Here is a 22,284-nt window from a genome sequence, read left to right as displayed (position 1 = left end):
TTGATGGAGGTTTCAGCTTATGAAAGATTCACAGGTTCGCATCCGTATACCAATACATCATCCTAAGGAACATCGCCAGGCCTCACTTGCGAAGGAAAGCTCTGGCTCTATAGCAACTTCGTTGCAGAAAAATAAGCTTATGCAGCAGCAGCCAGGCACAACAGGCGCATTGCCGCCTATCGCCAAGACCCATCGGCGTACCACAGCGTTGACTTCCACTATACACACTGTCGGTGCGATGCTTCCTGACACTGGAACAGCTCCCGGTAACACATACGATGCAAGCAGGCGGCAGGGACCGCAGCCGCATCTGCGGCCTGTAGCCGGGCGAGCCCCACGTTGGGGGAGCCGCCGCCCATGGCTGCCCTTTGCAGCCATGGCAGGGGTGCTGGTGCTTGCCATGGCTGTGCCCGCACTAATGGCATGGCCTCGACAGGCAGTGCAGCCTTTGCCGTCTGGGAGCCGCACAGCCGCACCCGCGCAGCCTAATACGGCGGCAAAGAGCGAGGCGCCCGTTACGCGCCTGCCAGGTTTCCCGCCGATGCCAGCCGTACCGGCTGCTCCAGCGCGCAGCGTGCCGGCTGCGGCAGAGCCGGACGTGCGGGTATACGTCACGTCTACTGGCCGGACGGAGACACTGCCTTTGGAGCAATACATTGTCGGCGTAGTAGCAGCTGAAATGCCGCCCAGCTTTGAGGAAGAGGCATTGAAGGCACAGGCCATTGCCGCGCGTACCTTCATTACCCGGCGTTTGTTGGCTGATGATACCAGTGGTGCCCCGGCGGGCGCAGATGTGACAGATACCGTTAAACACCAGGCTTACATCTCCAAAGCTAAACTTACTAGAGAATGGGAGCATTCTGGCAAATCCGCAGATCTGACTAAAATTCGTCAGGCTGTACGCGACACCAAGGATACAATCATGGTATATGATGGCAAACCCATTACAGCTTCTTTTTTTTCTACCAGCAACGGCTATACCGAAAATTCAGAGGATGTATGGGCGAAGGCCGTGCCCTATTTACGAAGTGTGTCCAGTCCATGGGACAAGCAGTTGGCTCCTCGTTTTACAGAAACCGTTACACTGAGTCGTCAGAGCGTGTTCGATAGATTAGGATTGAGTCGTGCTGCGGTCACTGCTTCTACTGGAGGGGGGAGTATGCCAGAGATTCGTATACTCTCCAAAACAGAAGGGCATCGCATCAAAAAGATTGAAGTGGGAGGTTCGGTCTTTACGGGACCGGAGATTCGTAACAAACTAGGGCTACGATCGGCTGAATTTACGTGGAAGACCGAAGGGGATCGGATTGCTATAACGACCTACGGTTATGGCCATGGCGTCGGTATGAGTCAGTGGGGAGCCAACGGAATGGCCAAGGAAGGCCATACGGCCACTCAGATTCTTCTTCACTATTATACTGGCATTTCTTTTGCGAATGCCTCTCGTATTCTAAGTTAGTAAATTTTTCGTAACTTTGAAGTATAAAAGAGTTGCGCCCGGTAACACTGGTTACTGAGGTGATGAGCAAATGAGTGAACAAAATAAAAACCAGAACCAAAATCATGAAGATACACCCAAAACCTTTCAGGGTGGAAGAGCTTCACGGCCGTCTTCGTGGAAAAAGCTGTTGTCCAAAAGGTGGGCATACCCGGCAGCCTACATTGCCGCAGCAGCCATTATACTAACCTTAGTGTGGGTCTATCAGGATGCTAGCCATAAGTCTTTCAAACCTGACCCAGCTAGTCCATCGGTACAAAGCACAAGCGCAGTGAGTACCGATGTTAACGAACAACAACCAGAAAGTGTGGAGGTTGTTGCTCAGTCGGAAAATATCGCATGGCCGGTGGCAGATGCTAGCGCAGTGCAGGTCGTTAAGCCTTTCTTTGACGAAAACGCGACGGCTGATGAGCAAGCGGCAGCTATGGTAGAGTACGATAAAACATTTACCGCTAACACCGGGATTGACCTTTCTCGGTCCGACGATCAAGCGTTTGAAGTGAGAGCTGCACTGAGTGGGAAAGTATCCCGTGTGGAACAACATCCGCTGGTAGGTAACGTCGTAGAAATCACGCATGATAATAATCTCAAAACAGTGTACCAAAGCTTGAGCGATCTGAAAGTAAAAGAAGGCGATCAAGTGAAACAAAATGATGTGATTGCTTCAGCAGGTCGCAATGAGCTCGAAAAGGATTTGAAAACACATCTGCATTTTGAAGTGTACCAGGATGACAAGCCGGTGAATCCAACAGGTCTGCTTCCTAAAAAATAAATGGGTCATAGCTTTGCATGCAAAGCGGGGAATTCATATTCCCTGCTTTTTTCTTGTGTAGTTTTAGCGCATAAGGTAAACATAAGCTACTTTTGCCAAATAAATAGGCCTTCCGAAGCATGTCTTACCACCAAACCGCGAATATATAGGCACGCTCCTCATATAATGTACCAAACTATCCACAGTAGGGAGGCGGGAGCGTGCACGATTACATCAAGGAACGGACCATCAAAATCGGTCGCTGTATCGTGGAAACAAGGAATACGGTCCGTACGATTGCCAAGGAATTTGGTGTCTCCAAGAGCACGGTGCATAAAGATCTGACCGAACGGCTGCCTGAAATTAACCCGGATCTTGCCGATCAGGTGAAGCACATTCTCGAATACCATAAATCCATCCGCCATCTGCGGGGGGGTGAAGCGACGAAAATTAAATACAAAAAAACGAGTGGGAAAAGAAGGGGAATTCTTGTTTCTGGCAAGTCCTAAAAATATATAGTGAATTGGCTGGCAAAGCCATTGAATCAACCCCCTGAAGTATGATATGTTAAAAGATGGTACAAGACGAAAAATGACATGTAACCGTAGGTTTATACATATATTTGCCGCTTCTTGTCGAATCTTAGCTTTTTAAAATATCACTTTGGGGGCCTTTTTAATATGTTCAGTAATGATATCGGTATCGACCTCGGTACGGCCAACGTGCTTATCCACGTCAAAGGTAAGGGGGTTGTTCTTGACGAACCTTCCGTTGTTGCGATAGAAAGCGATACAAAAAGAGTTCTGGCTGTCGGAGAAGAAGCGCGCCGTATGGTAGGACGTACTCCTGGTAATATCATAGCCATCCGTCCATTGCGTGATGGTGTCATCGCCGATTTTGAAGTAACAGAAGCGATGTTGAAATATTTTATTAATCGGGTAGGGGGAAAAAGCTGGTACAGCCACCCTCGTATTTTGATTTGTGCGCCGACGAACATTACCTCAGTGGAGCAAAAAGCGATTCGTGAAGCGGCGGAGCGTAGCGGGGCGAAAGAAGTATTTTTGGAGGAAGAGCCAAAAGCGGCTGCCATCGGGGCCGGAATGGATATCTTTGAGCCTAGCGGCAACATGGTCGTAGATATTGGTGGCGGAACAACAGACGTTGCAGTCCTCTCTATGGGAGATGTTGTAACAGCTTCTTCTATTAAAATGGCAGGGGACAAATTTGATACAGCCATCATGAAATATGTGAAAACGAAGTACAAGCTTCTCATCGGGGAACGTACGGCTGAGGATATCAAGATTGCTATCGGAACCGTGCATCCGAGCGGACGACGTGCTGAGATGGACATCCGTGGACGGGATATGGTATCCGGATTGCCCAAAACGTTAAGTATTTCCGCGGAAGAAGTGCAGGACGCGCTGAGAGATCCCGTGTCAGCGATTGTAGCTGCAGCTAAGTTTGTACTGGAGCAGACGCCACCGGAGCTATCAGCCGATATTATTGACCGTGGTGTCATTTTGACTGGCGGTGGTGCGTTGCTTAGCGGTTTGGACGAGCTGCTTGCTGAAGAATTGCGTGTTCCAGTGCTGGTTGCTGAAGATCCGATGCATTGTGTCGTTAAAGGTACAGGAATTATGCTGGATAATTTGGATCATGTGGTTAAGAAAAAGTTCTAATCTGCCGATAGTGACTATAAGAGACTCGTGTGCGGTCAGGCAGGTTGCCTAGCATTTTGGCTTTAGTGCCTCCATGCGAGCATATAATTGATGAGCAGAGTATAGGATTGGGGTGCACGATACATGTTGAGAGGTTTATATACTGCGGCTGCCGGAATGATGACACAACAACGACGTCATGACACTGTGACGCAAAATATTGCTAATATGAATACCACGGGATATAAACAGGAGAATAGCGTTCAACGCTCATTCCCCGAAATGCTTATTTCCATGACGGGGGGAAACCCTGATAACCCGGACCGTACGGTCGGCAAGCTCAATACTGGCGTTTTTGCTGAGGAAAGCCTCTCTCCTTACATTCAGGGAGCGTTGAAGGATAGTGGACAAACTACGGATTTTGCGTTACAGTCCAATATTAATGTGAACGACCCGGCTACTGGTCGACCTATGGCTTTTGATCAGGCGGGGAAATTCATCAATGCTAACGGTGAAGTCACCTATCGTCCAGAAGCGTTTTTTACGGTACGGGACAATAATGGTAATGTCCGCTATACACGTGATGGACATTTTCAAGTAAATGGAACGGGAGCATTGCTTTCGTCGACTGGTTCAGCAGTGTTGGATACGAATGGAAACCCAATTCAATTGACGGGGCCTGTCTCAGCGCTTAAAGTAAATGAACGGGGTCAATTGGTGGACAGCCAATCTAACCAGTTGCTCGGAACGACGCTTGGAATTAGTGTTATTGATCGGCCATACCAGCTCGTTCGTGAGGGCAACGGTAATTTCCGTCTGAATGATACGGATGGTGCTACGGCTAGAATGATGACCGCTAACGATACTGTATCTGTTCGCCAGGGCTATCTGGAAGTATCTAATGTAGATGCTGCTCAGTCGATGGTGGATATGATGGCTGCGTTAAGAGCGTATGAAGCAAATCAGAAGGTTATTCAATTTTATGATAAAAGCTTGGACAAGGCCGTTAACGAAGTAGGCCGTGTATAACAGGGGGTAAGTGATGAACAACTCCATGATTGGCGCAATGGTGTCTATGGCCAGTGTGCAGCAGCGTTTGGATTTAATTGCCGATAATATCGCCAATGTCAATACAGTTGGTTATAAGAGTAAACAGGGTTCCTTTGAAGATGTATTGGCTAATGTGCAGCAACAGCCTTCGACGTATCTCCAAAATGGACGGGCGATGCCGCTCGGCTATAATTTGGGCTACGGAGTCAAAACGGCCGCAATTATGAAAAATATGGAGCAAGGTCCGCTCAAGGAGACGGGACTTCCTACCGATCTGGCGATCCAGGGGAATGCTTTGTTTGAAATCCAAGGAAATGGGCAAAAAGCTTGGACGCGTGATGGCAGCTTTCATTTTATTCCTGATCCGAATGATAATGAGACGATGATGTTGACCACTGCCGAAGGTTATTCTGTGCTGGATAATAACGATGTTCCTGTGACTGCACCAGCGGGTTCCAAAGTAGCTATTAACTCCGATGGCGAATTGCTGATTCGTGCTAATGGAACTGGCGCTCCGACAGTTGGTCAGCGAATTAAGCTAATGGATGTACAGCGTCCAGAAGGTTTGCAACAGCGGGATGATAACCTGTTTGTGTTAGCAAATGGCGTGACAGAAGCAGACGTATTCGGTGCAGCAGGGGTGGCAGGTGCTGTTCCAACGGACGTATCTGTGCGTTCCGGTTATCTTGAGGAGTCTAATGTGGATTTAGCGGGCGAAATGACGGATATGATGCAAGTCCAGCGGATGTATCAAATGGCGGCACGGGCATTAACCTCTAGCGATACCATGATGAACCTGGCTAACAATTTGAGGGCTTAAGGATTTGGTGATGAAGGAAGAACAATCTGATTCCCGTCCGATGCCTGAAAAGACTAAATCCCGCTGGCGTACTGTTCGTTATTTCGTAGTTCCGTTGTTGCTTCTGTTCTCGCTGTTAGGCGGCCTAATTGCAGGATATGTAATTGTAGGTAAGCAAGGGCTGGCAGGCGTATTTGAATGGAAAACCTGGCAGCATGTCATTGATCTTATATTTGCGCCTTAGTTTACTTAAAAAAGTGGCTGTGGTGGGAAAAGACCGCTCCGCGAATGATTTGATCTTACGATCGCTGTTGCAACGGAATTTTCATATTATTAAAGCTATTTAGATGTAAAAATCCCGTTGCAAAGGCGAACACTTACGCTTCTCCAGATTCAAATCCTTCGTTCCGCTGCTACCCGCCATTGTCCACTTTTGTAAAGGTAAATCAACCCGCAATTGTGTGGGGAGTATAGAAAGCAAAACCCTGTGCCAGTGGCGCAGGGTTTTGTTATGTCGCCGACGGCAAGAGCCGCCAGCGTAGCACGCATGGATTGCGGCCAATGTAGGCCATTCGCAGAGCCCTCCGATTGTTTCTCTGCCCTTCACGACAAGCGAGTATTATTGAAGCGAGCTTTCTTTATGAGCCAAAAATAACTTGGCGGAGGGGATGGAATCGTTCTGAAGAAGCGATAGCGTTCGCCTTTATCCTCGGATTTTAACCCTTTCGGGTTTTATATAATGGAAAATCTGAGGATAACAGCGATCGGAAGAATGATCCATCCCCCGTAGCCTGCTCACCTTGACTCAATTGAAACTTCGCTTCACTCCATAATAGGAGCAACAAATATGGTACTTCCGCATAATTTTCTTTTTGCACCTGATGAATGTATAATGATGGGGAGTTTATAACACTGCGGGGTAAAACCAAGCACGAGCAAAAGGGCTTCTTCTCGCCTCTGGTTGCGTAATCGGCGGAAAAAGCCCCTTATCTCAACCTTCACTTCTGCAGTAGGTGAAGGATATCTAACATTGTTGCCGTGATGAGCTGTTTTTATACAGCGTTAGCGGGGTAATATTATGCTTGCAGTAACTCTGGCTGAACAGAGTGAAATCTGCAAGCGGGAGGAGTTATTAAGCTAAATGGACAAATTGCAATTGGATGTTAATCAAATTCAGGAGATTATTCCGCATCGACCGCCATTTTTGTTGGTGGACCGTATTATTGAACTGGAGGAAGGGAAGAGAGCAGTAGGCATTAAAAATGTAACGATGACTGAGCCTCATTTCATTGGACATTTTCCGGGTTATCCCGTTATGCCTGGTGTGTTGATCACTGAAGCGTTGGCTCAAGTCGGAGCAGTCGCATTACTGCACCTAGAGAGCAATCGCGGCAAAATCGGCTTTTTGGCAGGGTTGGACGGTTTCCGTTTCCGTGGGCAGGTAGTCCCTGGGGATACGCTGACACTTGAAGTGGAAATTACTCGTTCCAAAGGCGCTTTTGGCAAAGGGAAAGCTACGGCGAAAGTGGGCGACACGGTAGTAGCTGAGGGCGAGATTATGTTTGCTTTATCAGACCCACCACAATAGACAAGCCCTGCCGACATAAGCACGACGTCTGAACCGAGTGCATGTGTACATAGAGATCCTGTTTTGACAACCCAAAAATGGAGAGGGGAAATTCCGTATGACGCAGTTGAGTAAAAAAGCATTAGAAGGCATTGAGAGCTGGCTGCAAGACCCTTATATTGATGAAGAAACCAAACAGGAGTTGCGCGCATTGCAAGGCAACGACCAGGAACTAGAGGATCGTTTTTACAAAGAACTGGAATTCGGTACAGGCGGTCTGCGTGGAGTGATCGGGGCAGGCAGTAACCGGATGAATCGTTATGTGATTGGACGTGCGACTCAAGGACTCGCTCGCTATATTTTAGAGCAGCATGCTGGCAAAGAAGGAAAACCTTCAGTTGTCATTGCACATGATTCGCGTCATTTTTCGCCAGAGTTTGCTTTGGATGCAGCTTTGGTGTTGGCGGGCAATGGTATCGTAGCTAAGTTGTTCCCTTCCTTGCGTCCAACGCCACAGCTTTCGTTTAGTGTACGTCATTTGGGAGCCAGTGGAGGAATCGTTGTAACGGCGAGCCACAATCCTCCCGAGTATAATGGTTACAAGGTATACAATAATGAAGGTGGTCAGCTTGTTCCTGATCAGGCTGAAAAGGTGATTGGCTATATTCGTGAGGTTCCTTCTTTTGCTGACATCAAAAGTCTGACACGTGAAGAAGCAGAGGCGCAGGGATTGTTGGTTTGGCTTGGAGAAGAGGAAGATGAAGCGTTTGTAGATACGGTAGCCAGTGTGAGTGTGAACCGAGAACTGATTGCAGCTGGACCGGGCAAGAACTTCAAAGTTGTGTTTACACCTCTTCATGGCACTGGAAATATACCTGTTCGTCGTGTACTGGAAAAAATTGGTTTTGAACAGGTGCATATTGTGCCTGAACAAGAGCAGCCAGATGCAGAATTTTCGACCGTTAAGTCGCCTAATCCGGAAGAACGTGATGCGTTCAAGCTGGCCATTGCGCTGGGTGAGAAAATTGGTGCAGATCTGTTGATCGGAACAGACCCTGATGCTGACCGTATGGGGGCAGTTGTGAAAAACCGTGATGGCGAATATGTGGTCTTGTCCGGTAATCAGTCCGGCGCCATTATGGTTTACTACTTGCTGAATCAACTGAAAGAAACCGGCAAGCTTCCGAATAATGGTGCAGTTATCAAAACCATCGTAACTAGCGAAATGGGTGCAGTTATTGCTGAGCATTTTGGAGCAACAGTGTTTAACACGCTAACTGGCTTCAAGTATATTGGCGAGAAAATGAACCAGTTTGACCAAACTGGCGAGTATACCTACCTGTTTGGCTATGAAGAGAGCTACGGCTATCTGGCAGGAAATTATGCTCGTGACAAGGATGCTGTTTTGGCGGCCATGCTGATCGCTGAAGCTGCTGCTTATTACAGCACGCAAGGCAAGACGCTCTATGATGTTTTACAAGAGCTGTACGAGCAGTTTGGCTACTTCCTTGAGAAGCTGGAGTCTCGTACACTCAAGGGGAAGAATGGAGTGGAGCAAATTCAGGGCAAAATGACGGATTGGCGCAGCAACGCACCTCAAGAGATTGCAGGTGTGAAGGTAGACAAAGTACTGGACTACTCACAAGGCCTGGACGGACTTCCGCAGGAAAACGTACTCAAGTTTTTATTGGAGGACGGTTCATGGTTCTGCCTGCGTCCTTCGGGCACAGAGCCTAAAATCAAAGTATATTTTGCAGTACGTGGTTCCTCGCTGTCAGACGCGGAGCAAAGAATCGGTCAGCTGGTCGATGCTGTTATGGCTCGCGTAGACGCTTGAGAAAATTCCCTTTATAATAGAATAGGTTAAGGTAATTAGAATATGAAATGGTAATCGGTGACCTCTCACGGCAAAGGGCAGTACGCCGTGGAGGTCATTTCTCTGTATTGCAGAATAACCTGGAAGAGGCTTTGGAAAAATAGGCTTATTCCGGCAACGGAGGATTTTGCAAAATTCAATGAGTGACCTACCTAAAGGGCAGAATGGCAAGTGGGCAGCATTGAATTTTGCAAAATCCCGAATATTAAGGAGGTTCTTTGGTGTATCAGAAATGGCAGTATTGGAATACGGCTTCTCGAAAATGGTTGTGGATTCTGGTCGCTGTTGGCTTGCTGGCTTCCATTCCAGTCATCGCCGATCGTGTAAAGACAGAATCCTCGAGTAAAAAAGTAGAGATTGTATTCGATTATCGGGATTTGACGGAGGCGGCTTCGTATCAGGCTCATCCGCAGGACTATCTGAATGAGCAGCTTGACCGCTTACAACAGGCTGGTGTGAACAGCATGGCGATGTATGAAAGTACGCTGGATGATTTCCGTAAAGCGGGCCGTATTGTAACATATACGACTCAGAATGTTGCGGATCTAGAAAAACGTCTTTCACCTGCAAATGAGAATTATACGTACGTTGTTTTCGCTGACAAAGAAAATGCTGAGGCACTAAAGCCGTTAATTTTACGTACGTTTACAAGTCTGGGCATCAACGTAAAGCCATGGAGTTATCAGGGACAGGAGGGGCTTGTTGTGGAAACATCCCCCGAGGATGCGTATCTCAAGCCTATGCAGCCTGACCCGATTGCTATGAAGCAGCTTCGGAGCAAAGGATTTTTTATTGTTCCACGCATGAGTGACAGCCTTCCCTATAACCAGGAGTTGACGGAAGAGATGCTGGCTTCCTTTCAGCAAAATGGTGTAAAACGCATTTTGTTTGAAGGTGATTCAGTCAAAGGCTTTACTGATAATGAGAAAGAGCATAGCTTAGCGGCATTTGCTAAATTGCTGAACAAATACGATATTGGCCTAGCTGCTATTGAAAACTTAAAAAAACCGCAGGCAGGCTTCAATAAGCTCGCTTACGATATCCATTATAATGTTGTGCGTCTCTACTCATTGAGTGATAAAGATGCAACACTCGATGTGGAAACGTTGGCCGATCGTTTTGCACTGGCCACCAAGGATCGGAATATTCGCATGTTGTATCTGAATACCGCGCCTAGTCGTAGTGTTGCCGAGGCCAAGGTGAAAGACTCGGTTGACAACCTGATTCACAGCTTAGACAAACCGGGCAACGCTGTACAACGAATGGAGAAAAAAGGGTTTGAACTTGGACAAGCTGAACCGTTCCAAGTGGTCGATTCTTCCATTCAGCGCTATCTCAAAATGATCGTCGTACTGGGTGCACTAGCTTTCTTCTCCATAATGGTGTCCTATTTCGTTCCGGCATTGACTCTGCTTGCATTTGCACTGGGGTTGGTAGGCTCTGCTGGGCTTTATGTTTTGAACTCCAGCTTAATGGAACAAGGTTTGGCGCTGCTCGCAGCGATTAGCGGACCTACGGTTGCAATGATCATTGTAGTGCGTACGATCAGAATTAAACGTGAACAGGGGCCTGAACTTTCTGTAGGTCAACGTTTGAGTCAAACGCTTATACTATACGTACAGACATCGATCTTGTCGCTGGCTGCAGTGCCTTTTGTTATTGCACTGTTGAACAGCATTGCCTACAGTCTGGTGTTAAACCAATTTAGAGGTGTAAGCTTGCTTCACATTCTGCCGATCTTCTTGGCTGCGATTTATATTTTCTTTTATCGTGGCGTTTCTATACGGGAGGAAATCTCCAAACTGTTACGTACGCCGATTACTGTATTGTGGGTTATCGCATTGGCTGTTATCGCAGCGGCAGGCTACTACTATTTGACTCGTACTGGAAACGCAGGTACGGTGTCGAACACAGAGCTGGTTTTCCGTAATTTCCTTGAGAATGCGTTTGGTGTACGCCCGCGTAATAAGGAATTTTTAATGGCTCACCCATTGTTTATTGCAGGGATATTCTTGGCTTTGAAATATCGCAAAGCAATCTATTTGCTGATCATAGCTGCTATTGGTCAAGCCTCGATGGTGGATACCTTCGCTCACATTCACTCTCCGGCTGCACTCTCGCTTAGTCGCGGGCTGTTGGGATTGGGATTGGGTCTGGTGCTGGGAATCATCGCAATTGTCGTGTGGCAAGTGCTGGAAGGATGTTGGAAGAAATGGTCACCACAGCTAAAACGATAATAATCTCGGGTTATTACGGGTTTCGCAATAGTGGGGATGAAGCGGTGCTCAAGTCGATTCTGACTGCTTTAGAAGAGGAGAGTCGTCAGGCGGGGATTACGGTCAAGCCTGTTGTTCTATCTTCTGACCCTGCTTGGACACAGAAAATGTACGGAGTAGAAGCTGTTCCGCGTATGAGCCTAGGAGAAGTGCGGAGAGCGATTAAAAACAGCGATGGGCTAATTAGTGGCGGCGGGAGTCTGCTCCAGGATACTACAAGCCCTAAAAGCATTCCTTATTATCTAGCGATTCTGAAACTGGCTCAATGGGCTGGAAAGCCTACGTTTGTATACGCTCAGGGCATGGGCCCGGTACAGCGGAAGATATTTTATCCTATGATCCGATCTGTGTTTCAACGCTGTGAATATGTTTCCGTCAGAGATGAGCAATCTGCTGCTTTGCTGGGTACCATGAAACTGAAACGCCCGGTTGTTCATGTTGTTCCTGACCCTGTAATGGGGCTTCCTTTGCCCTCAGGTTCCGAGCTGCATAATGCAGCAACTGAGACTGATGAGGATAAACTCCCGGTCGTTGGTGTGTCTGTACGCTACTGGGATAAGGAACAACGTGATTTAACGGCTATTGCAGACGGCTTAAAAAGATTAGCCGCGGAACGCCGTGTTCACTTGCGTTTCTTGCCATTCCATTTACCTGACGACGTACAGGCTTCAAGGATGGTAATGGATTTGTTGGGGGATATTAGGGGGACGGGAAGCCTTGTCAGCATGTGTGAACAAGTTACCGATCCGCAACAGATGCTTTTGGAAGTCAGCAGATGTAGTTTGATGATCGGGATGAGGCTGCACAGCTTAATTTATGCAGCGTCCCATCAGGTGCCCCCGTTGGGGATATCTTACGATCCCAAAATTGATCATTTCCTCAGCCGTGTTGGTAGCCAGCCTGTAGGTACTACAGATGCACTGGATGGGCAAAAGTTGGCTAATGAGTCCATACGACTGCTGGATCAGCGCAGTCAATGGATTGAGAGCCAGGGGGCAGCAATTGCTTTGTTAAAAAGTGAGGCTCGCTTACCAGCACAACATATCGTTAATTACTTGTGTCGCAAAGGATGATGGATACAGTGACAGTTGATAAGGTTACGAGTGTGCCTACCGTCCCGATTTTCGGTGTTCAGGTATCAAGGCTTAATATGAAAGATACATTAAATGTATTAATTCAGGCGGTGAAGTCTCGCCGCCCCCATCAAGTGATCACTGCCAATCCGATTATGGTCATGGCTGCATTGGAAGATCCAGTGTATATGAATGTGATGAAACAGGCAGAGTTGATTGTTCCGGATGGAACTGGTGTGGTCTGGGCTGCAAACTATGTTGGGCATCCTGTACCCGAGAGGGTGGCGGGTTTTGACTTGTTACATGAATTGCTCGCAGCTGGAGAAAACTATCATTGGAAAGTTTACTTACTTGGATCGACGCCTGAAGTGATTCAGGCGACCGCTCAGCGGGTACATGAGCTTTATCCTGGAATTACGGTTTGTGGCAAGCGCGATGGTTTTTTTGGTCCTAACGAGGACGAAGCAGTGATTGCGGCTATTCGTGAAGCGAACCCTGATTTGTTGTTTGTAGCACGTGGAGCGGACACACAGGAACCTTGGATTGGTAAATACAAGGATAAACTTGGTGTGCCGGTGATGATGGGGGTCGGCGGTAGTTTTGATGTTATATCAGGCAAAACAAAACGCGCACCTAAACTGTTTCAAAAGCTACGAGCCGAGTGGTTATATAGACTTCTAAAAGAGCCCACTCGTTACAAAAGAATGCTTGCGTTGCCGAAATTCGCAGTGAAAGTGATGCGTGAAAAAGAAAACGTCACAAAAGTGTGATAAATAGCTTGAATCTGCCTTTAAAACCCGCTAATTTGCCAGAATATGAGGCTTGGTATTTATTTTTGATCAGAGTATAATTCAATGCGGTTACATCTGAAAAGGCATTGCTTTAAAATTGGGGGTCGAATGATCAAATGTTATTGATCTATATTATTGGTTTCATCATGGCACTGGGACTTGCGCTGTTACTGACACCGCTCGTCAAGAGATTTGCTGTGAAGGTTGGAGCCGTCGATGTGCCGAATGCCCGAAAAGTACATACCCGAATTATGCCGCGTCTTGGCGGTCTGGGGATTTTCTTGGCATTTCTGTTGTCCTTATTGGCGATGTTACCTTTTGTGCCTGACGGAATGCTGTCCTCGCGGGATATTAACTTTATTGCAGCCTTTCTGATTGGCGGTACGTTGATTACATTGATCGGTGCTCTCGATGATCGTCTTGATCTTAATGCGAAATTGAAATTTTTAGCTCAAATTGCCGTGGCGTGTATGGTCGTGTTTGCTTTTGATATTCGTGTGGATTTTGTAAATGTACCTTTTCAAGATGCATACTCTTCTTTAGAAAGCTGGATTTCCATTCCGCTTACGATTTTTTGGATCGTAGGTGTGACCAATGCCATCAATTTGATTGACGGTCTGGATGGACTGGCTGCAGGTGTCTCAGGAATTGCGATTGGAACGATCGCTGTGATGTCACTACTAATGGGCAATTACATGGTAGCCATGCTTTGCCTTGTACTGTTGGGCAGTATTATCGGATTTTTGTTTTTCAACTTTCATCCTGCAAAAATATTTATGGGTGATACAGGGTCCTTATTTTTAGGTTTCTCTCTGGCTATGCTTTCAATGCTTGGGTTCAAGCAAATTGCTATCGTATCATTTATTACGCCATTGATTATTATCGGTGTGCCTTTGTCAGATACATTCTTTGCTATTATTCGTCGCAAGTTGCAGAAAAAACCGATATTCTCACCGGATAAAGGTCATTTGCATCACTGCTTACGCGAACTAGGCTTCAGCCACAGACAGACGGTGTTGATTATCTACGGTATTGCTGTATTTTTCGGTATATTAGCCGTGATTCAATCGTCGGCTGCGCTTAATGAAGCCAACTGGGTCACCTTTGTCGTGATATGTATCATGATGTTCTTCCTACAGATCGGGGCAGAAGTTATTGGGCTCGTTGGCAAAACCAAACGTCCTGTTCTTAACACACTAATTCGGTTGTTGGCTAAGCCAGATTCCCAGACGCGATCGAAATTATAATTTTAATTTAAATGTAAGCCTTCAAGCTTAGCGGTATACCGCGGGTTTGAAGGCTTTTTTGATGTTTGCTGTAAAAAAACTCCCTCCTTTTTTGAGAATTTACTAATTTTTTGTATGTTTGCTACCGATAAAAAAAGTAATGAATGATTACGTACCCCAAGGTGCGACAGAATCAAAGGAGGACAATGATTTGAAACGATTGCTATCCATGTTGCTGACGGTTGGTCTCATCATTGGCTTGGTGCCGGCGGCCCTGGTAGGTACGGCTCATGCTGCGACAGGAACTTATTTCATTTTTCCAAATGAAAAATATGATGCGGATTCGGCCAGAATGGTAAACACCGACCGTGTTACAGTTAACGGTACGATTAACGGAGTGAATGGAAGTACTATATCTTATAGTGTATTCCAACTCTCCAAAAATGGAACAAACCTTACAGTAGTTAATAAAAATGAGAGTCAAAAGGGCGGAATTACGGTCAATGGCTCTACAATTCAAATTTCAGATATTAAACTGTTCCCTGGTTTGAACCGAATTACATTCCAAAGCAGTCAAAATTCAGCCGAAATGAAGGATTCCATTTACATTGAGTATCAGGATGGACCCAAGCTATATGATCTGTCTGCTACGCTGAATGGTGAAACTCAGCAGTTGCTAGAGAATCAAACTGCGGTGCTGACAGATGCGCGAAATAGCGGTACAGATGACGTGAAAGTAGTCATTCAAGGTACAGCTCCTAATGCTGACAGTGTAACGCTCACTTCTACAAAAAGTAGTAACACGTATAATGTTTCCTCTTATACTAGCTATAAATTAACAGGTAGTGTTGTACTCACACCGGGTAAAAATATAGTGTCGATTAAAGTGAATAACGGAACTCAGGCTCTTACAGTTACGCGTGAAATTACGATATATACCGGTAAACCTGAATTTTCTGATTTGACCTTGAATAAGGACGGCAATGTGTCTGCTGATCTGACGACTTCGCCTGACTTTACCGTATCGTCTACAAGCGGTGTGGTTTTGAAAGGTAATGTTCTGGTTCCTTCCGGGGCAACTGATCCAGTAGTGAGCAAAATTAATGCCAGATTTACGGATGTAAGCAATAACGGTAGCGCCATTGGGGATACCAATGGAATTGATGCTACGATTGATACAGCGAATGTGGTTACATCTAGTGGTTACAAAGTATATCCGTTCCAGGTAACTGTGCCTGATGGTATCGTAACTGACCACTTGATTCGTGCATCCCTGAGTGTAGGGTTTGCAGATGGAACAAGCTCCAATGCATCTGCGGTTCAATTTACATTGCGCAGTAGCACTCAGCCTTATATTGACGACGTGAACTTTCTCCCTGATTTTAATAATCAGCTGTTAAGTAGAATTAATGGTAGCGGGTCTGATCAAGCTGCTGCCATAGATGAAGCTATGAAATTAACAGGAAGTTCTATGAAGAACAAGACTACAGATGCTCCATCTGTACCTGTAGGTATGGAGTTTATCATTGTTAATGGTACACCTAGTTCAATTAGCGAGCTTTCTGGTGTAACCGTCCATACCGTGGGCTCCCAAGATGTGATTCGGACAATCAATGGTAAGTCAACACAAGTGAAGAAAGTTGTTGCTTATGTAGATACTTTGCCTAAAGAAGGACAAAACGTCCTGAATTTCTACCTGAATGGTGACTCAAGCAAATTGATTAAGGCAACTGTAAACTTATTGCAGGGTCCATTCATGAAATACGATACGATTTATGATGGTCAACAAATTCCGTTGAATACATCGAGTGCAAACTTAAATACGTATAAACTGAATCAGTTGGGTTATTTTAAAGGTAAATTGCTGGATGTAAGTAATGCAGCTGATATTCACTACACTGGCAGTAACCGAAACGTATTTTTGTATGTGAACAACGTATTAGTTGACCTTGAAGGCTCAGGAGCGAACTTTAAGCTGGCTGCTTCTTCGTATGATGCGGCTGCCAACGCACTGGCAAACGGAAATAATGAAATCAAGTTTGTGTTCAAGCCAGGTATTGAGTATAGCAATACGGTAAAAGTAAACTTTACACAAACGAATATTCCAGTAATTCCTGTTCCAAACACACAAGGCATTATTCCTTTTACACCTGTTAGCGGCTTGAGCAATACGCCGAAATATAGCGAAATTGCGCCGAAAGCAAAAGATGCAAATTTCACTAAAGTAGATGACACTAACTACAATACATCGCTGAAAAATATCAATATCTTTGGTACTTTCAGTATTGCTGATTTGGGTAAAGCGGACCAGGTGAGTGGTTCTTTAAGTGATATTGCCAATAAAGATCAATACATTTTAGAAATTAAGGGATCAGACGACAGTGAGGTAAACTGGACGCTGAATAACGAGTTCTTCTCAGCAGAAGATGCCAAAACGGCATACAACTCTGGTGCTACTACGGATAAGTTTACAAGCAAAGATTTGAAAGACCTGCTCGTATACTACCATCCGGACAAAAAGTATTTCAGTTTTGTATTGAAAAACCAAACTATTTCGCAAGATGGAACGCCAGTAGCTTATAACATTACCTTGTACAATAGTGGCAAGAGCGGACCGTTTGCTACTTTCCGACTGCAAGTATCTGGTCAATCCACATCTTTTGATATCTTGCGTCCGCTTCCTGAAAAACGGATCGTAAATCAAAACTTTGTGCAAGTTGTTGTAAATGCAGGTAATGCAGATAGTGTTACAGTAGGTAAGGAAACAGCAGTTCAAGAAGGATTCGACTCTGATTATGATGGTACTGTGGATTACCCATCAACTTATAAAGCCATCGTTACAGGTCTAAAAGCCAACAAAGATAATAAAATTGATGTAGTGGTTACAGTGGGGAAGGAAAAATTAAAACAGACCATCACTGTTAAGTATGTGCCTACTAATATTCCTGGTGAGCAGTACATGGAAGCGATGAAAACATCGCACAAAGTGTTTGATGGTAATCTTACACTTGCTTTCGCGAAGGGAACGAGCCTGATCCGTCGGGATTACGATCAACCACAGCAATTCAAAAACCAGGTTTTCTCTGGTCATACTTTGTACTTTGCGATCGCGAATAGCGAAGATGGTGTGGTAGACCGTCATGAATTTGAAACTGAAAAAGCATTGTCCGACATGCAGAGTTTGATTGCTGATGGAAGTAGATACTTCAACAGAGATTTCCCAAGTCGTTTTACCAAGTCCAGTCCAGTATTCTGGATTGACCCAGGTACAGCTGATGATATCAAAACAGATGCTTACGATCCGGTAACATATGGTGCTGATCCATATCAATTGGCTAACAAATCGCAAAATGACAGCAGCAAAATCAAAAACTTCTACTGGCGTGACCCGTCTAACGAGCTAGTGCCTTCCAAGCGTGCTACATTGACGCTGACGTACGATAGCAGTATTGCTCAGGATGCAGGGAAACAAATGACGGTGTTCTTTTTTGATCCTGATTTGAAGGATTGGCAGAACATTGGTGGTGTGGTGGATCCGAAGAAACATACCATTAAAGTACCGTTTGATCGTTTTGGCTATTATGTAGTTGCTAAGGTTGGAGAAACATATAGTGATGTCATTAAGCACAAGTACGCCAGAGATTACATCGAAGCGATCTTGGCTAAAGGTGTTATGAACCCGATGGATCCAATCAATAGCTTTGGACCTGACAGCTACATTAAAAGAGGCGAATTCACGTCGATGATTGTCAAAGGTCTGCAAATTCCGCTTAATTTCAGCGGAGCGAAGCATTTCGACGACGTGTCTATTCCAAATACGATATCCGCAGATGCGCTCTACGATTATCGTTATATTGAAACAGCTGCACGTGCCGGTATTGTCAAAGGTTCGCAACCAAGAATCTTTATGCCGGAAGATGTAATCACACGTCAAGATGCAGCAGTCATTATCGCCAAGGCATTGAATTTGAAGCTGGAAACAGATCATGACAAGATCATGAAAAATCTGTCTAAAACCTTTAAAGATGCGGACAAGATCGATTACTATGCACAAGCATCTGTATTGGCTATCGCCAAGAAAGGCTTTATCACAGGGTCTCCTGTAGATGCAAGTGATCTGAAAAAAGGATATATGTTTAACCCTACATCCTTGACCTTGCGCGGAGATGCAGCGATTATTGTAGCTAAAGTTATGGCTGATAAAAAACTGCTTCCTAAAATTTAATCAATCAAAAACCTGAAATTATTAAACATCCCTCCATGCGAAATGGAAATTCCCTTTCATATACATGAGAGGGATGTTTTTTATAAATCAGCTATTTGACTGGAATTACGGGCCTATGCCATAATATCAAAGAGGTAAAAACTTTGGATAAGCACTAAGGCATTTTTCATTTTAGATTTGCCATAAAAAGCTGTAATTAATTGCTTTTTTTTAAGAATTTATCTCAAAATGTGTTTATTATTTTTCTATATGTTTTTTTTGCGCATTTATCTGAAACTTTACGCCTATTTCATCGTAGTAGAGGATGTGTGTGCTTAAATATTACATAGAGAAGTGAGTGGGGAGTGATGAGATGTCTCAGTTTTCAATACGCCGTCCTGTAACAGTATTTATGTTAATTGTTGCTTTGTTAATCGGGGGCGGTATTTTTGCGTTAAGGCTTCCTGTCGAGTATATGCCGGATATGAAGCTGCCTTACGCTGCAGTGGTGACCAGTATTCCAAATGCAACGCCTACTGAGGTTGAGGAATTGGTTACTAAACCTATTGAAAAGAGTTTGGCTTCTATCGAGAACGTGGATACAATCACGTCCGAGTCTTCAGAAGGATCATCTATGGTCATGATTCAATTTAACTGGGGAGTAGATATGAACCAGGCAACCCTCGATATGAGGGATAAAGTTGATACGATTAGAGGTTCTCTTCCAGATGCGGCCAATTCGCCGCGTGTCCTTAAAGTGGATCTCAATGCAACGCCAGTTATTACTCTCGCTTTTACAGGAGACCAGGATATTAACAAGCTAAAGCCGATTGCTGAAGATATTATCGAGCCACGGCTTGAAAGAATTGCGGGAGTAGCTGCAGCCAACATGTCAGGTGGACAAGAACGGCTTGTGAAGATTACCGTCGATCAGGCCAAGCTTCAAAGCTATGGTATTACGCTGGATCAAATTCGCCAAGCCTTGTCGGCTAATAATGTTGCTGGCTCTGCTGGTTCTGTATATCGTGGTAATACACAAATCCAACTTCGCGTTCAAGGTGAATATAAAGCTGTTTCAGAAATGGGCGAAACACCAATCCCTGTAGGCAAGGGAAGTGTAAAATTAAAGGATATCGCGACGGTTGAAGACTCCGTAGAAGAAGTCACTACTATCTCTACCTTTAATGGAAAGCCGAGTATCAATATATCTGTAACGAAAGCAACAGGAGGAAATACTCTTTCAATCGCCGATTCGGTGAAGGAAAGTTTAGAGGCAATACGGAAGGATCTGCCTCCGGGAACTCAACTGGAGATGGTAACTGATGCATCCAAACCCATTAGCGATTCCGTACACTCACTAATAGAGCATGCTATATTAGGGCTTATTATCGCAGCCATTGTGTTGCTGTTATTTTTGAATAGTGTACGTTCTACTATTATCGCTACGATTGTTATCCCAATTTCTTTCGTAGCAACGTTTATGATGATGTATTTCACCGGACAAACTATTAATATTATATCACTGAGCGGTTTGCTTCTGGGGCTAGGATCCTTTGTCGACTTTGCCGTTGTTATTATTGAAAATATATTTAGGCAACGACATGAAGGGAAAAGTATGCTACAAGGAGCTATTGATGGTTCCAAGCAAGTGGGCAATGCGGTTATGGCATCTGCACTTGCGCAGATTGTAGTATTTTTACCAGTTGTTTTTGTTGACGGAATTGCAGGAGTTATGTTTAAACCGTTGGCATTAACTGTTATCTTTTCTCATATAGCAGCCTTGCTGGTATCCCTTATGATTGTGCCAATGCTCGGCTCACGTTGGATGCCTACCGTACCGGATGAGTCCATATATTCTTCAGGTACTTATAAAGGTATTAACCCTATTGTGTGGTTTAATATCGGATTTGAGAAATTTAAGGGTGGCTATCGACGTATACTGAAGTGGGGAATTAATCATAGAAAATCTGTTCTAATCATTACGTTATTAATGTTTGTGGCAGCTGGGGCTCTGATTCCTATGGTTAAGGCTGAATTTATTCCAGAATCCGATACTGGGGAATTCTCAGTTACAGTGAAACTTCCTAACGGAACAATTCTGGAGGAAACTGAAAGTATTGTTCAAGGTATAGAAAAAGAAATTCTGAAAGTACCTGATCTGGACAAAATGACAGTGACTGTTGGTTCTGGTGGTCTTTCTGGTTATTCAGGGGCTGCTCCATCCAATTCGGCACAACTAAGTGTAACGCTGAAGGATGGGCATCAGCCAACAGATACTGTAGTTGAGGGCCTTCGGAAGAAATTCGATAGTATTCCGGATGCAGAGATTACACTGGCGTCTGCAACGGGTCTTTCGAGTGGATCGGCAGTGAACATTAATCTGAAAGGTGACGATATGGACGTCCTGAGGGAACTCTCAGACAATCTCGTTGCTGACGTAAAGAATATACCGGGAACGGTCAATGTAAAAAGTTCTTTGAATGCGGTTCGCGAAGAATATGAGATTACCGTTAATCGAGAACTTGCTAGTCAATATGGTTTATCTGCAACCCAAATTCTATCTGCTGTGAACACTTCCTTTAATGGATCAGTTGCAACAAGCTATCGCACTGGTGATGACCAAATCGATGTAAAAATATCTTTGCCAGAGCAGGATCGCCATGACTGGTCCTATTTGAATGCATTACGTATCACCACTTCACAAGGGATTGATGTACCTTTATCTTCGGTAGCAAGTATTGATAAACGTGCTGTACCGGATAGTGTTACCCGTGAAGATCAGACGCGTCAAGTACAGATTACTGCGGACATTGATGGATCAGGGGATATTTTAACTGTCAATCAAAAAATTGATGCTCTTTTGAAGAGCACTCACTTCCCGGAAGGTTATAGTGCAGATACGGGGGGCGGGCAAAATGAACAAATGATGGAGTCCTTTATAAACTTGGCCATAGCTATTCTGCTGTCTGTAGTTCTGATTTATATGGTTATGGCAGGACAGTTTGAATCGTTGCTCACACCGTTTGTTATTATGTTTTCGATTCCGCCTACGTTAATTGGTGTACTTATCGGTCTAGTTGTAACGGGAGCAAGCCTCAGTGTTTCGGCTTTTACAGGTTACATCATGCTAGTCGGTTTGGTCGTCAACAATGCGATTGTTATGATTGACTTTATAATTCAGCTTCGAAAAGAAGGTGAAGATCGAGATGAAGCTATTATTCATGGAGCATCTGAGCGGTTGCGTCCGATTTTGATGACAACACTCGCTACCGTACTTGCTTTGATTCCTATGGCATTTGCTACAGGTGATGGTAATGAGACACAAGCCCCAATGGCAGTTGTTGTTGTGTTCGGGTTGTCTTTCGCAGCATTGATTACACTGATTCTCATTCCGGTTGTTTACGTAATACTGGATAATATTATCCAGAAACGCAAAGATCGTAAACTGAAAAGGCAAGCAAAGAGACAACTGAAAAAAGAAGCGAAACTACAAAAAAGTGTTCATATATAAGGTG

General features: G+C 45.0%; 15 protein-coding genes. All 15 read left to right on the top strand.

Annotated features, from left to right (window positions below; genetic code table 11):
• Nucleotides 1-19: 19 nt before the first annotated feature.
• The 15 genes from spoIID (at nt 20) to HFE01_RS10010 (ending at nt 22,280) form a co-directional block, all read left to right on the top strand.
• A complete protein-coding gene (gene spoIID / locus HFE01_RS10080) occupies nt 20-1,459 on the top strand; it encodes a stage II sporulation protein D (protein ID WP_167437855.1) in 1,440 nt (479 codons plus the stop codon).
• 70 nt (nt 1,460-1,529) lie between these two features.
• Complete coding sequence (spoIIQ, locus tag HFE01_RS10075) at nt 1,530-2,270, top strand: stage II sporulation protein SpoIIQ (protein WP_016822893.1); 741 nt, start codon at nt 1,530-1,532, stop codon at nt 2,268-2,270.
• A gap of 200 nt (nt 2,271-2,470) precedes the next feature.
• On the top strand, nt 2,471-2,758 hold the full coding sequence (spoIIID, locus tag HFE01_RS10070; RefSeq protein ID WP_013373425.1) for a sporulation transcriptional regulator SpoIIID: 288 nt from the start codon (nt 2,471-2,473) through the stop codon (nt 2,756-2,758).
• A 171-nt stretch (nt 2,759-2,929) separates the two neighbouring features.
• Nucleotides 2,930-3,928 carry a rod shape-determining protein gene (gene mreB, locus HFE01_RS10065; RefSeq protein WP_016324820.1) on the top strand — a complete coding sequence of 333 codons (999 nt, stop codon included), beginning with the start codon at nt 2,930-2,932 and terminating at the stop codon, nt 3,926-3,928.
• A 123-nt stretch (nt 3,929-4,051) separates the two neighbouring features.
• Nucleotides 4,052-4,936, top strand: coding sequence for a flagellar hook-basal body protein (locus HFE01_RS10060; RefSeq protein WP_019688815.1), 885 nt, complete (start codon nt 4,052-4,054; stop codon nt 4,934-4,936).
• Between the two features lie 13 nt (nt 4,937-4,949).
• The gene (locus HFE01_RS10055) at nt 4,950-5,777 is read left to right on the top strand and encodes a flagellar hook-basal body protein (protein ID WP_025366008.1); all 828 of its coding nucleotides are present in this window, start codon (nt 4,950-4,952) and stop codon (nt 5,775-5,777) included.
• 10 nt (nt 5,778-5,787) lie between these two features.
• Nucleotides 5,788-6,000: a DNA-directed RNA polymerase subunit beta gene (locus HFE01_RS10050; protein WP_029514471.1), complete on the top strand. Its 213-nt coding sequence runs from the start codon at nt 5,788-5,790 to the stop codon at nt 5,998-6,000.
• 897 nt (nt 6,001-6,897) lie between these two features.
• Nucleotides 6,898-7,344: a 3-hydroxyacyl-ACP dehydratase FabZ gene (gene fabZ, locus HFE01_RS10045; protein WP_013373420.1), complete on the top strand. Its 447-nt coding sequence runs from the start codon at nt 6,898-6,900 to the stop codon at nt 7,342-7,344.
• Nucleotides 7,345-7,441: 97 nt separating this feature from the next.
• Complete coding sequence (locus HFE01_RS10040) at nt 7,442-9,160, top strand: phospho-sugar mutase (RefSeq protein WP_016822897.1); 1,719 nt, start codon at nt 7,442-7,444, stop codon at nt 9,158-9,160.
• A gap of 260 nt (nt 9,161-9,420) precedes the next feature.
• Complete coding sequence (locus HFE01_RS10035; RefSeq protein ID WP_016822898.1) at nt 9,421-11,436, top strand: DUF5693 family protein; 2,016 nt, start codon at nt 9,421-9,423, stop codon at nt 11,434-11,436.
• Nucleotides 11,412-12,548, top strand: a complete 1,137-nt coding sequence (gene csaB, locus HFE01_RS10030; RefSeq protein WP_102997552.1) for a polysaccharide pyruvyl transferase CsaB — start codon at nt 11,412-11,414, stop codon at nt 12,546-12,548. Before HFE01_RS10035 ends, csaB begins: the two co-directional genes overlap by 25 nt.
• Before the next feature lie 8 nt (nt 12,549-12,556).
• Nucleotides 12,557-13,318 (top strand): WecB/TagA/CpsF family glycosyltransferase, encoded by a 762-nt coding sequence (locus HFE01_RS10025; protein ID WP_016822899.1) that lies wholly within the window; start codon nt 12,557-12,559, stop codon nt 13,316-13,318.
• Between the two features lie 137 nt (nt 13,319-13,455).
• Complete coding sequence (locus HFE01_RS10020) at nt 13,456-14,586, top strand: glycosyltransferase family 4 protein (protein ID WP_016822900.1); 1,131 nt, start codon at nt 13,456-13,458, stop codon at nt 14,584-14,586.
• A gap of 190 nt (nt 14,587-14,776) precedes the next feature.
• Entirely contained in the window at nt 14,777-18,790 is a 4,014-nt protein-coding gene (locus HFE01_RS10015; protein WP_167437854.1) for an S-layer homology domain-containing protein, read from the top strand.
• A 352-nt stretch (nt 18,791-19,142) separates the two neighbouring features.
• Nucleotides 19,143-22,280 carry an efflux RND transporter permease subunit gene (locus tag HFE01_RS10010; RefSeq protein WP_117288714.1) on the top strand — a complete coding sequence of 1,046 codons (3,138 nt, stop codon included), beginning with the start codon at nt 19,143-19,145 and terminating at the stop codon, nt 22,278-22,280.
• Nucleotides 22,281-22,284 lie beyond the last annotated feature (4 nt).

The organism is Paenibacillus sp. EKM10P (genome assembly GCF_011800655.1).
GTDB classification, from domain to species: domain Bacteria; phylum Bacillota; class Bacilli; order Paenibacillales; family Paenibacillaceae; genus Paenibacillus; species Paenibacillus polymyxa.
This window is presented reverse-complemented; position numbering and strand designations above follow the sequence as displayed.

Excerpts from the sequence above, each read along its gene's own strand:
- HFE01_RS10060 (WP_019688815.1), top strand. The coding sequence starts at position 4,052 with ATGTTGAGAGGTTTATATACTGCGGCTGCCGGAATGATGACACAACAA.
- csaB (WP_102997552.1), top strand. The coding sequence starts at position 11,412 with ATGGTCACCACAGCTAAAACGATAATAATCTCGGGTTATTACGGGTTT.
- HFE01_RS10050 (WP_029514471.1), top strand. The coding sequence starts at position 5,788 with ATGAAGGAAGAACAATCTGATTCCCGTCCGATGCCTGAAAAGACTAAA.
- spoIID (WP_167437855.1), top strand. The coding sequence starts at position 20 with ATGAAAGATTCACAGGTTCGCATCCGTATACCAATACATCATCCTAAG.
- spoIIQ (WP_016822893.1), top strand. The coding sequence starts at position 1,530 with ATGAGTGAACAAAATAAAAACCAGAACCAAAATCATGAAGATACACCC.
- mreB (WP_016324820.1), top strand. The coding sequence starts at position 2,930 with ATGTTCAGTAATGATATCGGTATCGACCTCGGTACGGCCAACGTGCTT.
- HFE01_RS10040 (WP_016822897.1), top strand. The coding sequence starts at position 7,442 with ATGACGCAGTTGAGTAAAAAAGCATTAGAAGGCATTGAGAGCTGGCTG.
- fabZ (WP_013373420.1), top strand. The coding sequence starts at position 6,898 with ATGGACAAATTGCAATTGGATGTTAATCAAATTCAGGAGATTATTCCG.
- HFE01_RS10020 (WP_016822900.1), top strand. The coding sequence starts at position 13,456 with ATGTTATTGATCTATATTATTGGTTTCATCATGGCACTGGGACTTGCG.
- HFE01_RS10010 (WP_117288714.1), top strand. The coding sequence starts at position 19,143 with ATGTCTCAGTTTTCAATACGCCGTCCTGTAACAGTATTTATGTTAATT.
- HFE01_RS10055 (WP_025366008.1), top strand. The coding sequence starts at position 4,950 with ATGAACAACTCCATGATTGGCGCAATGGTGTCTATGGCCAGTGTGCAG.